Annotated in this window: 12 protein-coding genes; 7 read left to right on the top strand and 5 right to left on the bottom strand. The window is 65.6% G+C overall.

Features of this window, described 5'->3' with window-relative positions:
• Positions 1-100 precede the first annotated feature (100 nt).
• Both CAL22_RS18205 and CAL22_RS18200 read right to left on the bottom strand, forming a co-directional pair.
• Positions 101-1594, bottom strand: a complete 1494-nt coding sequence (locus CAL22_RS18205; protein ID WP_094815638.1) for a CoA-acylating methylmalonate-semialdehyde dehydrogenase — start codon at positions 1592-1594, stop codon at positions 101-103.
• 31 nt (positions 1595-1625) lie between these two features.
• The gene (locus CAL22_RS18200) at positions 1626-2951 is read right to left on the bottom strand and encodes an aspartate aminotransferase family protein (protein WP_167383685.1); all 1326 of its coding nucleotides are present in this window, start codon (positions 2949-2951) and stop codon (positions 1626-1628) included.
• Positions 2952-3110: 159 nt separating this feature from the next.
• Between CAL22_RS18200 and CAL22_RS18195 the strand changes: the two genes are divergently transcribed.
• Positions 3111-4514, top strand: coding sequence for a PLP-dependent aminotransferase family protein (locus CAL22_RS18195; protein ID WP_094815637.1), 1404 nt, complete (start codon positions 3111-3113; stop codon positions 4512-4514).
• Positions 4515-4523: 9 nt separating this feature from the next.
• Here CAL22_RS18195 and CAL22_RS18190 read toward each other — a convergent pair whose 3' ends face one another.
• The 3 genes from CAL22_RS18190 to CAL22_RS18180 are packed head-to-tail and all read right to left on the bottom strand — an operon-like array spanning position 4524 to position 6455.
• On the bottom strand, positions 4524-5006 hold the full coding sequence (locus CAL22_RS18190; RefSeq protein ID WP_094815636.1) for a dihydrofolate reductase: 483 nt from the start codon (positions 5004-5006) through the stop codon (positions 4524-4526).
• A 2-nt stretch (positions 5007-5008) separates the two neighbouring features.
• The gene (locus tag CAL22_RS18185) at positions 5009-5980 is read right to left on the bottom strand and encodes a thymidylate synthase (RefSeq protein WP_094815635.1); all 972 of its coding nucleotides are present in this window, start codon (positions 5978-5980) and stop codon (positions 5009-5011) included.
• 43 nt (positions 5981-6023) lie between these two features.
• Entirely contained in the window at positions 6024-6455 is a 432-nt protein-coding gene (locus tag CAL22_RS18180) for an OsmC family protein (RefSeq protein WP_094815634.1), read from the bottom strand.
• Between the two features lie 126 nt (positions 6456-6581).
• On the opposite strand from CAL22_RS18180, the gene coq7 reads away from it, so the two are divergent.
• The 6 genes from coq7 to CAL22_RS18150 all read left to right on the top strand — a co-directional run bounded on the left by coq7 (position 6582) and on the right by CAL22_RS18150 (position 14001).
• Positions 6582-7241 (top strand): 2-polyprenyl-3-methyl-6-methoxy-1,4-benzoquinone monooxygenase, encoded by a 660-nt coding sequence (gene coq7 / locus CAL22_RS18175; RefSeq protein ID WP_094815633.1) that lies wholly within the window; start codon positions 6582-6584, stop codon positions 7239-7241.
• A 747-nt stretch (positions 7242-7988) separates the two neighbouring features.
• Positions 7989-9092 (top strand): MraY family glycosyltransferase, encoded by a 1104-nt coding sequence (locus tag CAL22_RS18170; protein ID WP_094815632.1) that lies wholly within the window; start codon positions 7989-7991, stop codon positions 9090-9092.
• Between the two features lie 100 nt (positions 9093-9192).
• Positions 9193-10467 (top strand): Vi polysaccharide biosynthesis UDP-N-acetylglucosamine C-6 dehydrogenase TviB, encoded by a 1275-nt coding sequence (gene tviB, locus CAL22_RS18165; protein WP_094815631.1) that lies wholly within the window; start codon positions 9193-9195, stop codon positions 10465-10467.
• Positions 10468-10493: 26 nt separating this feature from the next.
• The gene (locus tag CAL22_RS18160; protein WP_094815630.1) at positions 10494-11519 is read left to right on the top strand and encodes an SDR family oxidoreductase; all 1026 of its coding nucleotides are present in this window, start codon (positions 10494-10496) and stop codon (positions 11517-11519) included.
• 1 nt (position 11520) lies between these two features.
• The gene (gene murJ, locus CAL22_RS18155; RefSeq protein WP_094815629.1) at positions 11521-12876 is read left to right on the top strand and encodes a murein biosynthesis integral membrane protein MurJ; all 1356 of its coding nucleotides are present in this window, start codon (positions 11521-11523) and stop codon (positions 12874-12876) included.
• Positions 12877-14001, top strand: a complete 1125-nt coding sequence (locus tag CAL22_RS18150) for a glycosyltransferase family 4 protein (protein WP_094815628.1) — start codon at positions 12877-12879, stop codon at positions 13999-14001.
• The last annotated feature ends 2 nt before the right edge of the window (positions 14002-14003 follow it).

Raw genomic sequence — 14003 nt, 5'->3', positions numbered from 1 at the left:
CCTCTTCGGGAAACGTCTTCGCGGAAGAACGCAGCATAAGAATGCGCGCCGTCCGCCGCATAGAAAAAGGCGGGCCGGGGCCCGCCTTTGCCAGCCGGTTTTACTTGGCGACCGGCATGGTGAACTCCGCGCCTTTGGCGATGCTGTCGGGCCAGCGCTGCATCACGCTCTTGTAGCGCGAATAGAAGCGCACGCCTTCTTCGCCATAGGCGTGGTGGTCGCCAAACAGCGAGCGCTTCCAGCCGCCGAAGGAGTGCCACGCCATGGGCACGGGGATGGGCACGTTGATGCCCACCATGCCGACCTTGATCTGGCGCGCGAAGGCGCGTGCGATGCCGCCATCCGACGTGAAGCAGGACACGCCGTTGCCGAATTCATGGCTGTTGATGAGCTCGACCGCCGCGGCGAAATCCGGCACGCGCACCACGCACAGCACCGGTCCGAAGATCTCTTCGCGGTAGACGTTCATCTGTGGCGTGACGTGGTCAAACAGCGTGCCGCCCAGGAAGAAGCCCTGCTCATTGCCGGGCACCGTCAGGTCGCGGCCATCGGCCACCAGCGTGGCGCCGGCGGCAATGCCGTCTTCGATGTAACCCAGCACCTTCTTGCGATGCTGCGCGGTGACCAGCGGCCCCATTTCGGCGTCGGCCTGCATGCCGTCCTTGACGATGAGGGCGGCCACGCGGGGCTTGAGGCGCTCGATGACTTTGTCGGCCACGTCGCCGACCACCACCGCGACCGAGATGGCCATGCAGCGTTCGCCGGCCGAGCCATAGGCCGCGCCCATGAGCGCGTCGGTGACCTGATCCAGATCGGCGTCAGGCATCACCACCAGGTGATTCTTGGCGCCGCCCAGGGCCTGCACGCGTTTGCCCCGGCGCGTGCCTTCGGCGTAGATGTACTCGGCGATGGGCGTCGACCCGACGAAGGACAGCGCCTCCACATCCGGGTGGGCGATGAGCGCGTCCACGGCGATCTTGTCGCCCTGCACCACGTTGAACACGCCATCGGGCAGCCCGGCCTCCTTGAGGAGCTCGGCCAGGCGCAGCGATACGGAGGGATCGCGTTCGGAGGGTTTGAGAATGAAGGTGTTGCCGCAGGCCAGTGCCACGGGGAACATCCAGCACGGCACCATCATGGGGAAATTGAAGGGCGTGATCCCGGCCACCACGCCCAGCGGCTGGCGCATGCTCCAGTTGTCGATGCCGCCGCCGATCTGGTCGCTGTACTGGCCCTTGAGCAATTGCGGAATGCCGCAAGCAAATTCGACCACCTCGATGCCGCGGGTGACTTCCCCCTTGGCGTCGGAGAACACTTTGCCGTGCTCGCGCGTGATGAGGGCGGCCAGTTCGTCCTGATGCTGGTCCAGCAGGGCCTTGAAGTTGAACAGGATGCGGGCGCGCTTGAGCGCGGGCGTTTCGGACCAGGCGGGGTAGGCGGCCTTGGCCGCGGCCACGGCCGTGCCCACGTCTTCGGCCGAGGCCAGCGCGACGGAGTTGATGACTTCGCCGGTGGCCGGGTTGTAGCCCTCGGTGTAGCGGCCGGCACGGCCTTCGTGACGCTGGCCGTTGATGTAGTGATTGAGCTTGTTCATAGTGGCGTTCGGAGGTGGGAGCGCTGCGGGCTCAGGCGATTTCCTTGAGAACCTGGCCGATCGTATCGAAGATTTCGGTGATTTGCGCCTCATTGATGATGAGCGGCGGAGAGATGGCGAGAATATCGCCGGTGTACCGCACCAGCAGCCCGCGATCGAAGCAGTTCTGGAAGGCCTGCGCGGCGCGTGCGCCCGGCGCGCCGGTCCGCGGCGCCAACTCTATGCCGGCGACCAGGCCGATGTTGCGCACGTCGATGACATGGTTGGCGCCGCGCAAGCCATGCGCGGCGCGCTCGAAGGCGGGAGCCAGCTCGCGTGCCCGGGCAAACAATTGCTCGCGCCGGTAAATATCCAGCGTGGCCAGGATGGCCGCCGTGGCCAGCGGGTGGGCCGAGTAGGTATAGCCATGGAAAAACTCGATACCGCCTTGCGCGCCATTGATGATGGCGTCGTGGACCTCGCGGCGCACGGCAACCGCACCGGCCGGTACGGCGGCATTGCTGATGCCCTTGGCCATGGTGATGAGGTCGGGCGTGACGCCGAAGTGCTCCGCCGCCGTGGCCGAGCCCAGCCGGCCATAGGCCGTGATGACTTCGTCGAAGATCAGCAAGATGCCGTGGCGCGAGGTGATCTCGCGCAGGCGTTGCAGATATCCTTTGGGCGGAACCAGTACGCCGGTCGAGCCCGCCATGGGTTCGACCACCACCGCGGCAATGGTCGAGGCGTCATGCAGCGCGATCAGGCGCTCCAGATCGTCGGCCAGATGCGCGCCCCATTCCGGCTGGCCCTGCGTGAAGGCGTTTTTCTCCAGATTGTGGGTATGCGGCAGGTGGTCGACCGATGGCAGCAGCGCACCCGAGAAGGTCTTGCGGTTGGTCGCGATGCCGCCGACCGAAATGCCGCCGAAGCCCACACCGTGGTAGCCGCGCTCGCGGCCGATCAGGCGCGTGCGCTGGCCTTCGCCGCGCGCGCGGTGGTAGGCCAGCGCGATCTTCAGGGCCGTGTCCACGGACTCCGAGCCGGAGTTGGTGAAGAAAATCCGGTCCAGACCTTCGGGCATGAAGGCGGCCACGGCGTTGGCCGCCTCGAAGGCGCCCGGGTGCCCGAGCTGAAAGCCCGGGGCGTAATCGAGTTCGCTTGCCTGCCTGGCGATGGCCGCCACGATTTCCTCGCGGCCATGGCCGGCGTTGACGCACCACAGTCCGGCCGTGCCATCCAGAATCTCGCGGCCGTCGACCGCGGTGTAGTGCATGCCCTTGGCGCGCGCCAGCAGGCGGGGCTCGGCCTTGAATTGGCGGTTCGCCGTAAACGGCATCCAAAGATGGGACAGGTCGGGCAGGCCGGCGGGCGCGTTCATGGCAGGGCTCCAGGGGAATGACTCAGCACGGCGCTTGCGGGCTCATGCTCATAGGGGATGCCGGGAATTCTCTGCCTCGGGTGGCCGAATGAAAATATACAATCAGGTCAAAAGTCCTAAACCGTATTGGCTAAATTTATAAAGCTGTACAGAAATCGTATGGAATTCACCCCTAACCGGTCGCGCAAACAGGGCGTCACCCTGGTGGAGCAGGTCGTGCAGGCGTTCGCGCGTGCCATCGAACAACAGGTCTTGCGTCCGGGTATGCCCGTAGCATCGGTGCGGGAGTTCGCGCGCGAGCACGGGCTGAGTACCTTCACCGTTGCCAGCGCCTATCACCGCCTGGTCGCGCAGGGCTGGCTGGCCGCCCGCCCGGGGTCCGGCTACCGCGTGCTGGCCCCCGCGCGCCCGGCCGCGCCCCGGCCACCGGCCTGGGTGCCGCCGCGGCTCAATACCGACTGGCTGCTGTCGGATATCTATGCGGATCACTCCATTCCCATCAAGGCCGGCTGCGGCTGGCTGCCCGGCGAATGGCTCAATGAGGAGGGCCTGCATCTGGCGTTGCGTCACATGGGGCGGGTGCCGGCATTGCGTATTTCGGGTTATGGGCATCCGCAGGGCTACGCCCCGCTGCGCGAGAGCGTGGTGGCCGCCATGGCGCAGCACGGGCTGCAGGCCGATGCCGATCAGGTCGTGCTGACGCAGGGCGTGACGCATGGCTTGGATGTGGTCATACGCACCGTACTGCGCCCGGGCGACACCGTGCTGGTCGAGCAGCCCTGTTACGCCAATCTATTGCAGTTGCTGCGCCTGGCCGGCATGAAGGCCGTCGTGGTGCCGCGCGGCGAGGCCGGGCTGGACCTCGATGCGCTCGATGCCGCCGTGCGCGACCATCGCCCGCGCGCATTGTTCGTCAATACGGTGCTGCAGAATCCTTCGGGCATGTCGCTGCCCATGGCCAACGCCTTTCGCTTGCTGCAATCGGCCAGCCGGCATGACTACTGGATCATCGAAGACGATATTTCGCGCGAACTGCAGCCGCAACTGGCGCCGCTGCTGGCCGCGCTGGATGGCGCCGAGCGTGTGATCTATCTGGGCGGATACTCCAAGATCATCAGCCCCTCGGTGCGGGTGGGTTACGTCATTGCGCACCGCGATCTGGCGCGCGATATCGCCCGCACCAAAATGGCGGTGGGCCTGACCTCGCCCGAAATCATGGAGCGGGTGGTGCACCAGGTGATCCGCGAAGGGCGTTTGCGTGCGCACATCCTGCGCACGCGTGACCGCCTGGCCCAGGCGCATGCGCAGGTCATGCGGCAGATGGATGAATGCGGTCTGGAGATCGCTGCGCGTCCGCAGGCCGGGCTGTTTCTGTGGGCCCGGCTGCCGGGCCGGGAGCAGGGCGCGCTGGCGGTGGCCGAGGAGGCGCTGCGCGATGGCATCTGGCTGGCGCCGGGCTGCTACTTCGACGCCGGGCAGGCCGATACACCCTGGATGCGTTTCAATGTCGCGTATGCCGGCAAACCGGCCTTGTGGCGCTTCATGCGCCGGGCCGGCGGCTAGGCGCCCGGGTCAGTCGGCCCGGTCGTACACCACGAAGTCATAGCGATAGCCGTTTTCCTCGGGTTGCGGGTCGCGCGAGGTTTCCTTCCAGGCATGCCCCGGCAGCAGCGGAAACCAGGCGTCGCCGTCGACATCGGCCTGGATCTCGGTGGCGACGATGCGGCGGGCCAGCGGGAGGGCCTGGGTGTAGATCTGCGCGCCGCCGATGACGTAGACATCATCGGCCTGGGCAGCGTCCAGCGCGGCCTGCAGGTCGGGCACGACCAGGGCGCCCTCTGCCCGGTAGTCCGGATTGCGGCTGATCACGATGTTCTGGCGTCCTGGCAAGGGACGGCCCAGGGATTCCCAGGTGTTGCGGCCCATCACGATGGGGTGGCCCAGCGTGGTGCGCTTGAAGTGCGCCAGGTCGCCCGGCAGGCGCCAGGGCAGGGTGTTGTCGCGCCCGATGACGCGGTTGCGGGCGTAGGCGACGACGAGAATCAATGTCGCCATGATTACACCGCCATCGGCGCGGTCAGGGGCGCATGGTGCCGATAGCCCTCGAGCGTGAAGTCGCCGGGCTCGACGCGCTCCAGCCATTCGGGCTCATAGCGCCCGGTCTGGCTGAAATCAGGGATGCGATCCGACAGCACCAGGCGGGGCGATTCGTACGGCTCGCGCGTGAGCTGCTCGCGCAGCATGTCCAGATGGTTCTCGTAGATGTGCGCGTCGCCAATGAAATACGTGAACCAGCGCGGCTTGTAGCCCGTCAGGCGCCCCACCAGATGCAGCAGGGCTGCGCCTTCGGTGAGGTTAAAGGGAGTGCCCAGCCCGACATCGTTAGAGCGGATATACAGGCAGAGCGAGATCTCGCCCGTGCTGGCGTTGGGCAGGAATTGATAAAGCAAATGGCAGGGCGGCAGCGCCATTTCTTCGATTTGCGCCCAATTCCAGCCATGAAACAGGATGCGCCGGTCCGCCGGGTTGCGGTGGATGGTGTCCAGACACTGCCGCAGCTGATCGACGGCCTTGTAGAGCAGCACGTGCGGCGCGCCGTCTTCGACGACTTCGGCCACGCGTGCGTAGCCCCGGCCGAGGGCGTCGTCGATCTGGGCCTGGCGCGTGGCGGGCAAAAGCTTGTAGGCCGGCCACTGGCGCCATTGCACGCCATAGACCGGGCCCAGGTCGTCGGGGCCTTCGCGATAGGGATTGGCCAGCCATTGGCTGTTTTCGTTGGCATTCTGGTCCCAGACCTTGCAGCCCAAGGCCCGGAAGTCCGCCGCGCTGCGCGCGCCCCGCATGAAGCCCACCAGTTCGCCGATGGCGGACTTGAAGGCCAGTTTCTTGGTGGTGACCGCCGGAAAGCCCTGCTGCAGGTCAAAGCGCAGCATGGCGCCGGGCATCGACAGGGTCCGCACGCCGGTGCGGTTTTCCTGCCAGGCGCCCTGATCGAGGATGGACTGAACGAGGTCGAGATACTGTTTCATCGCGGTGTCGGGCGCGGCGCGCCCTGGGCAAAACGGGTGGGAATCAGGCGGCGGCCGTGTCGACGATCTGGACCGAGAAGGTCATTTCGGCGGTTTTTTCCAGCATGGCCGAGGCCGAGCAGTATTTCTCGTGCGACAGCTGGACAGCCCGTTCGACGGCGGCCTGCGGCAGCTTGTTGCCGGTCACGGTGAAGGCGAAGTGAATCCGCGTGAAAACTTTCGGATCCGTCTCGGCGCGGTCGGCTTCGAGCTTGACGCTGCAGCCGGTGACATCATGGCGGCCGCGTTTGAGAATGAGCACGACATCATAGGCGGTGCAGCCGCCGGTGCCGGCCAGCAGCATTTCCATCGGGCGGGGGGCGAGATTGTGGCCGCCGCCCTCGACGGCGCCGTCCATGGCGGTGATGTGGCCGCTGCCAGTGCTGGCCATGAAGAGCATGCCCGAGGGGCCGCCCCAATCGATCGTGCATTCCATCGCGGGAATCCTTGTGCGGGAAAGGGCGCTTTGCGCCCGGTCAAAGGACGATCATACCTGTTCGCTAGAATAGACACCGGTGCCGCCCGGCTGCTTTGAGGGGCGGCCGTACCGAAGGAGCCGCTTATGATTTCCGCCATCCCGCTCGCGCGTCGCGAGGGTCCTCTGGATGCCTTGCTGGTCGAGGTAGACCGTGCCTTGCAGGTTCTGTCGCGTTCGGCCGTGGCCGGGCGGGCTTATCCTGCCCGCGCCGCCGAAACGGCCGAAACGCTCAGCGAGGCGGAAAAGCGCCATGCCGCCGGCCTCATGCGGGTCAATCATGTCGGCGAGGTCTGCGCGCAGGCGCTCTACCGCGGGCAGGCCGTGGTCTGCCGCGATGGCGGCACGCGCCATCTGTTGCGCGAGGCCGCCGCCGAGGAGGTGGACCATCTGGTGTGGTGCGACTTGCGGCTCAAGGAGCTGGGCAGCCGCCCGAGCCTGCTCAATCCGTTCTGGTATGCGGGGTCTTTCGTGCTGGGCATCGCCGCCAGCGTGGCCGGCGTGCCGCGCAATCTCGGCTTCATGGCCGAGACCGAGCGGCAGGTCGAGGCCCATCTGGACGAGCATCTGCACACCTTGCCGCCGGCCGATGAGCGCTCGCGCGAGATCGTGCGCCAGATGAAGGACGACGAGGTCGGGCACCGCGAAAGCGCCGAACGCGCCGGTGGCGTGCCGCTGCCCGCGCCGGTGCGCGGCATCATGCGCGCTATGTCCAAGGTGATGACCACGACGGCCTATCACCTGTAGCCGGCATATGCTTATGGTGCGCTGCCGCATATTGCCCGGCGCGCCGGCAGCCGGGATGGGGCCACGGGGGAATTTCTAGGGGTAAGTCCCCAAGGGTTTCCCCCTTCAAGTCAGCGGATAGTAATCAGGGACGCACCGTGCGGCCCGGCCGCAAGCCCTTGCCAACACACGGTTTTTCACGACATTGCGGCAAGAATCCCACAATTGCACATAGTGAAAGCAGATTCCGAAAAAAATCTTGCAACGCACAAAAGAATCCTCTACTATTCATTCAACGGATGCCGAAACGCGACGGTGCAAGCACCAAGCGAAGCGGTCCAAGGTAGAAGCAAAGAGGCAGTGGTTTTTCCCCTCCCGCGCTCCCTGGATCGTCTGGGTTACCCAGGCATGCCACGGTTGTCTCCTCCACCCTCCTCCTTTGGTGGATTTAGCCCGAGATCGTTAGATCTCGGGCTTTTTTTTCGCCTAAAATGCGCGGCCCTGGATGTAACCTCCGCGTCCCCGGTTTGTTAAAAATTGGGACAAACAACTAGGTGTTTTCCCTGGAATTTCCCGGCGCTCCCTCTAGGAAAGCTCTACAATCGTTTTGTATCGGACATATCTTCGTCCGATAGGGCAGCGGCCTGTGACTCAGGCGTTACTTTCTGTACTTGCGACTTGCACTTGAATATCACTCCCATATATGGGCGTTACACCTGCCGCACATAATGGCGGACCTGTTTCGATAGACCAACCAAAGGTGATCCTGTGACCTGGCTGTATATCTGCGTGGTCGCGTTCATGGTGGGGGGACTCATCGTCGCGTCGGAGCGTTGGCATGGCGCCTTCACTGGCGACAGCGACCTCAACAAACCCCAGGCATCCCATACGCGCGCCACACCTCGCGTCGGCGGCTTGGCCGTTCTGGCGGGCACGCTGGCCGGCCTCTTGGTGCTGGGCCCCAGCAACATGACCCTGACCTGGCTGTGGCCCGCGCTGTTCGTGGCCGCCATGCCGGTGTTCGTGGCCGGCTTGCTCGAAGACATCACCAAGGACATCGGCGCGAGCAAGCGCCTGTTCGCCGCGTTCGCCTCGGCCGCTATTGCCTGGTGGCTGCTGGGCGGCGTGTCGCGCGTGGGCATCGCCCCGGTGGACTGGGTGCTGTCGTTCTGGCCTGTGTCGCTGTTGTTCACGGTCTTCGCCGTGGGCGGGTGTACGCACGCCCTGAATATCGTCGACGGCATGAACGGCCTGGCCGGCATGATCGCCACGCTGATGGCCGTCTCCATCAGCCTGGTGGCCCTGCAGGTGGGCGATATGCCGATCTTCATGATTTCCGCCGCGCTGGCCTCGGCCACACTGGGTTTCCTGGTCTGGAACTTCCCCTTCGGGCGGGTGTTCCTGGGCGATGGCGGCGCGTATTTTCTCGGCTTCATGCTGGCCGAGCTGGCGGTGCTGCTGGTCGTGCGCAATCCTTCGGTGTCGCCCTTCTACGCCCTGGCCGTGTTGTTTTACCCGGTGTTCGAAACCGGCTTTTCCATCTGGCGGCGCCGCTTCAAGCGGGGCGTGCCGGTGGATCAGCCCGACGCCTTGCACTTGCATCAGCTGGTGTTTCGCCGCCTCGTGCGCGTGACCTTCAGCCGCCGCAGCCGGCATGCCGTGCCGGCGCTGTGCAATGCCCTGGCCTCGCCCTATATGTGGGTGTTGGCGCTGATCGGGCTGGTGCCGGCCACGATCTGGTGGGACAACGCCTGGGCGCTGTGCGCCAGCCTGTTGGTCTTTGCCCTCGTCTACACCTGGTTGTATATGCGCCTGGTGTCCTGGCGCCGCCCGGGCTGGCTGTTGCTGCCCTCGGTGTTGCGCACCGATTGAAAGGCGTGCGCCCGCCGCAGCCGCGGCGGGCACTTCCCCAACGACTTCCTGAAACTTTTATCGATGCCGTAGCCGTTGTACGGTAACTGGGAGATTTATCTTGCGTATTCAAGATGTGAAACTGGCCATAGTGGGCCTGGGCTATGTCGGTCTGCCGCTGGCGGTGGAGTTCGGCAAGAAGCGCCCCGTCGTCGGGTTTGACATCAACGCGCGCCGCATTGAAGAGCTGCGCCGTGGTCATGACCATACGCTGGAAGTCGACGACAAGGAGCTGGCCGAGGCCAAGCACCTGAGCTATACGACCGACCGCGCCGAACTGGGCCGCGCCAACGTCTTTATCGTGACGGTGCCCACGCCGATCGACGAGTACAAGCAGCCGGACCTCACGCCGCTCATCAAGGCCAGCGAAACCATCGGCGCGGTGCTCAAGCGCGGCGACATCGTCATCTACGAATCGACCGTTTATCCGGGCGCCACCGAAGAAGACTGCGTGCCGGTGCTCGAGCGCGTGTCGGGCCTGAAATTCAACGAGGATTTCTTTGCCGGCTACAGCCCCGAGCGCATCAACCCGGGCGACAAGGCGCATCGCGTCTCGACCATCAAGAAGGTGACCTCGGGCTCGACCGACGAGGTCGCCGAGTTGGTGGACCAGCTCTACAAAGAGATCATCGTCGCCGGCACCCACAAGGCCTCGAGCATCCGCGTGGCCGAGGCCGCCAAGGTGATCGAGAACACCCAGCGCGACGTCAACATCGCGCTCATCAACGAGCTGGCCCTGATCTTCAACAAGATGGGCATCGATACCGAGGCCGTGCTGCAAGCCGCCGGCACGAAGTGGAACTTCCTGCCTTTCCGTCCTGGCCTGGTGGGCGGGCACTGCATCGGCGTGGATCCCTACTACCTGACGCACAAAGCGCAGTCTATCGGCTACCACCCCGAGATCATTCTGGCCGGCCGGCGCCTGAACGACTCCATGGGCGGCTATGTCGTGTCGCAGCTGGTCAAGTGCATGACCAAGAAGCGCCTGCATGTGCAGGGCGCGCGCGTGCTGGTGATGGGCCTGACCTTCAAGGAAAACTGCCCCGATCTGCGCAACACCCGCGTGGTCGACATCATCAAGGAACTGGGCGAGTACAGCGTCGACGTCGATGTCTACGATCCCTGGGTCGATGCCGACGAAGCCCGCCACGAGTACGGCATCACGCCGGTGGCCCAGCCTGCCGAGGGCAGCTATGACGCCATCATCCTGGCGGTGTCGCACCACCAGTTCGTGGACATGGGGGCGGCGGCCATCCGCAAGCTGGGCAAGCCCGACCATGTGCTGTATGACCTGAAATACGTGCTGACGGCCGAAGAGTCGGATCTGCGCCTGTAAGTTTTATCGCTGGAGGAATCGCCATAATGACCACCCGCTACGAAGTCGTCCGCGCCGAATTGCAAGCCCAGCCACGCAAGTGGCTGGTGACCGGTTGCGCCGGATTCATCGGCTCCAACCTGTTGGAAACCTTGCTCAAACTGGATCAGACGGTGGTGGGCCTGGACAACTTTGCCACCGGCCACCGGCGCAACCTCGACGAGGTGCGCGATCTGGTGAGCCCGGAGCAATGGGCGCGCTTTACCTTCATCGAAGGGGACATCCGCGACCTGGATACCTGCCGGCGTGCCGTGGAAGGCGCGGACAAAGTGCTGCACCAGGCGGCGCTGGGTTCGGTGCCCCGCTCGCTCAAAGACCCGATCACCAGCAACGCCGTCAATATCGACGGCTTTCTGAACATGCTCGTGGCCGCGCGCGACGCGGGCGTGGGGGCCTTTGTGTACGCGGCTTCCAGCTCCACCTACGGCGACCATCCGGCGTTGCCCAAGATGGAACCCAACATCGGCCGGCCGCTGTCGCCCTACGCGGTGACCAAATTCGTCAATGAGCTCTACGCGGACGTGTTTGCGCGCTCATACGGCTTCGAGACGGTGGGGCTGCGTTACTTCAACGTCTTTGGCCGCCGCCAGGATCCCAACGGCGCCTATGCGGCGGTGATTCCCAAGTGGACGGCCGCGATGATCCAGGGCCAGACCGTGGTGATCAACGGCGACGGCGAGACCAGCCGCGATTTCTGCTACGTCGACAACGCGGTGCAGGCCAACATCCTCGGCGCCATGGCGCCGGCCGAAGGCCGCAACCAGGTTTATAACGTCGCGTTCGGCGGACGCAGCACGCTCAACCAGCTCTTCGATTTCCTCAAGGAGTCGCTGGGCCGCCAGGGCGTGCAGTACGACAAGTCGGCCGAACACGCGGACTTCCGCGCCGGCGACGTGCGTCATTCGCAGGCGGATATCAGCAAAGCAGGCAAGCTGCTGGGCTATCAGCCCGCCTTCGACATCCTGCGTGGCCTGGATGCGGCCATGCCCTGGTACACGCAATTCCTGCGTTGATTTGAAAGCCCTACTGAGCAGACTCGGCAGAATCCACCCGGACCACCAGCGCATCTTCAAGGGCGCGTTCCGGGTAGCCGTCTTTCTTATTCTCGGCAAGGCCGCCGGCGCCATCAAGGAGATGGCGGTGGCCTATCGCTACGGCATCAGCGATGCCGTGGACGCCTATCAGTTCACGATGACCATGGCCACCTGGCTGCCGGTCACCATCGTGGGCGTGCTGTCCGTGGTGCTGATTCCGGTGCTGGTGCGCCTGCGGCGCGAGGGCGGCGCCGAGCGCAATGTCTTCGTCAGCGAGCTGCAGGGCTGGACCCTGCTGGCCGGCCTGGTGCTGGCCGGACTGACCTGGCTGGCCTGGCCGTATGTGCTGGCCTGGCTGGGGCCGGGGCTGCCCGGCGCGGTGGCCAGGATGACGCACGAGCTGCTGTGGGCCTTCGTGCCCGTCAGCGCCCTGTTGCTCATTGCCGGCATCAGTGCCGCGCGCCTGCGCTCGCATGAGCGTCACGTCAATACCTTGCTCGACAGCGTCCCCGCCGTCACGACGCTGGGTTGGGTCATGCTGGCCACCGCGGGGGCCGATCAGATCGGTCCCTTGCTGTGGGGCACCTTGGTCGGCTATGTGATCCAGGCCGTATGGCTGGCGTGGCTGGCCGCGCGCGCCGATCAGGGCTTCTGGGGCGCGCCGCGCCTGAGCCTGCATTCGCCCCATTGGCCCGAGCTGATGAGCGCGGCGGGCGTGATGCTCATCGGGCAGGTGGCGATGAGCTTCGTCAATCCCCTGGATCAATACGCCGCGGCCAATCTGGGCGGCAACGCCAACGCCACGCTGGGCTATGCCAGCCGGCTGTTGTCGCTGGTGCTGGGCATCGGCGCGGTGTCGGTCGGACGGGCCGCCTTGCCCGTGCTGGCCGACGTTCAACATCGCGGCGATGTGCGCCGCGCGCGCAGCATGGCGCTGAAGTGGTCCTGGATGATGGTGGGCGCGGGGATTCTCGCGGTGGCCATCGGCTGGGCGCTTGCGCCCTGGGGCGTGGCTCTGTTGTTCGAGCGCGGCGCCTTCACGGCCCAGAACACCGAAGCCGTGGCCAGCGTGCTGCGCTGGGGACTGTTGCAGCTGCCGTTTTATTTCGGCGTGCTGATTCTGGTGCAACTGCTGGCCAGCCAGAACCGCTATCGCATCATGTCGCTGATCGCGGTGGCCAACTTTCTGCTCAAAGCCGTGCTCAACGCGGTGCTCGCGCCGCGTATGGGCACCGAAGGCATCATGCTGGCCACCAGCCTGATGTATTTCCTGTCCTTCGTCTGCTATACGGTGGCGGCCTTGCGGCCGGCCGAAGACCCCGAGGAGACTGCCTAGATGTCCGGCCCCCGCACGCTGATCTTCATCCATTCCCTGCATGGCGGAGGCGCCGAGCGCGTGGCGGTGGATCTCGCCGGGCATTGGGCCGCCGCCGGCCGCGAGGTCATGATCCTGACCCAGGCCGAGGGCGATGCCTATCCGGTGCGGCCGGGCGTGCAGCGCCGCGTGCTGGGCACCGACGGCCAGGGCGGTGGCGGGCTGCGCGGCATTCTGGATAATCTGCGCCGCGTGCGCGCGCTGCGCGCGGTGATCCGCGAGTTCCAGCCCGATATCGTGCTGGGCATGATGACGACGTCTTCCATTCTGGCCGTATTGGCCGCCTGGGGCCTGCCCGTCAAGGTCATCGCCACCGAACATACGCACCCGCCGTCGCAGCAGCTATCGGGCATGTGGCAGCGTTTGCGGCGTCTGACGTATCCGCGCGCTGCGCGTGTGGTGGCGCTGACGCGGGGCACGGCCGAGTGGCTCGAGCGCCATGTGCCGGGTTCGCGCCTGGCCGTCATTCCCAATCCCGTGCACTGGCCGCTGCCGCGCAGCGAGCCCCGTCTGGCGCCGCCGGCCGTGCCTGGCCGGCATTATCTGCTGGCTGTCGGCCGCCTGCATCCGGACAAGGGGTTTGATGTCCTGATCGAGGCCTATGCGAGGCTGGCCGGGCGGTTTGGCGACTGGGACCTGCTCATCCTGGGCGAGGGCGAGGAGCGCGCCGCCCTGACTCGGCAGGTGAGCGCCGCCAGCCTGGACGAGCGGGTTTATCTGCCCGGGCGCGGCGGCAACGTCGCCGACTGGTATGAAGCGGCGGATGTGTATGTGCTGAGTTCGCGTTTCGAAGGGCTGTCCAACACCTTGCTCGAGGCCATGGCCAGCGGGCTGGCGCCCGTGAGCTTTGATTGCGATACTGGTCCCCGGGAAATCATTCGCGAAGGCGTCGACGGCGTGCTCGTGCGCCCGGCCGGTCAGGCCGAGGCACTGGCCGACGCGTTGGCCGCCCTCATGAGCGATCCTCAGGCGCGGGCCGGGCTGGCCGCCGAGGCGGTCACCGTGCGCGAGCGTTTCTCGGCGCGCCACGTTCTGAGCCTGTGGCAACAACTTTTTGACGACGCCCTCGGGCGTTCCTCGACTTAGAG

Origin of the sequence: Bordetella genomosp. 12 (assembly GCF_002261355.1) — a bacterium.
Taxonomy (GTDB): Bacteria; Pseudomonadota; Gammaproteobacteria; order Burkholderiales; family Burkholderiaceae_B; genus Bordetella.
Note: the sequence above shows the minus strand (reverse complement) of the source record. Positions and strands in the feature narration are given on the sequence as shown.

Excerpts from the sequence above, each read along its gene's own strand:
- CAL22_RS18205 (WP_094815638.1), bottom strand. The coding sequence starts at position 1,594 with ATGAACAAGCTCAATCACTACATCAACGGCCAGCGTCACGAAGGCCGT.
- CAL22_RS18200 (WP_167383685.1), bottom strand. The coding sequence starts at position 2,951 with ATGAACGCGCCCGCCGGCCTGCCCGACCTGTCCCATCTTTGGATGCCG.
- CAL22_RS18195 (WP_094815637.1), top strand. The coding sequence starts at position 3,111 with ATGGAATTCACCCCTAACCGGTCGCGCAAACAGGGCGTCACCCTGGTG.
- CAL22_RS18190 (WP_094815636.1), bottom strand. The coding sequence starts at position 5,006 with ATGGCGACATTGATTCTCGTCGTCGCCTACGCCCGCAACCGCGTCATC.
- CAL22_RS18185 (WP_094815635.1), bottom strand. The coding sequence starts at position 5,980 with ATGAAACAGTATCTCGACCTCGTTCAGTCCATCCTCGATCAGGGCGCC.
- CAL22_RS18180 (WP_094815634.1), bottom strand. The coding sequence starts at position 6,455 with ATGGAATGCACGATCGATTGGGGCGGCCCCTCGGGCATGCTCTTCATG.
- coq7 (WP_094815633.1), top strand. The coding sequence starts at position 6,582 with ATGATTTCCGCCATCCCGCTCGCGCGTCGCGAGGGTCCTCTGGATGCC.
- CAL22_RS18160 (WP_094815630.1), top strand. The coding sequence starts at position 10,494 with ATGACCACCCGCTACGAAGTCGTCCGCGCCGAATTGCAAGCCCAGCCA.
- CAL22_RS18150 (WP_094815628.1), top strand. The coding sequence starts at position 12,877 with ATGTCCGGCCCCCGCACGCTGATCTTCATCCATTCCCTGCATGGCGGA.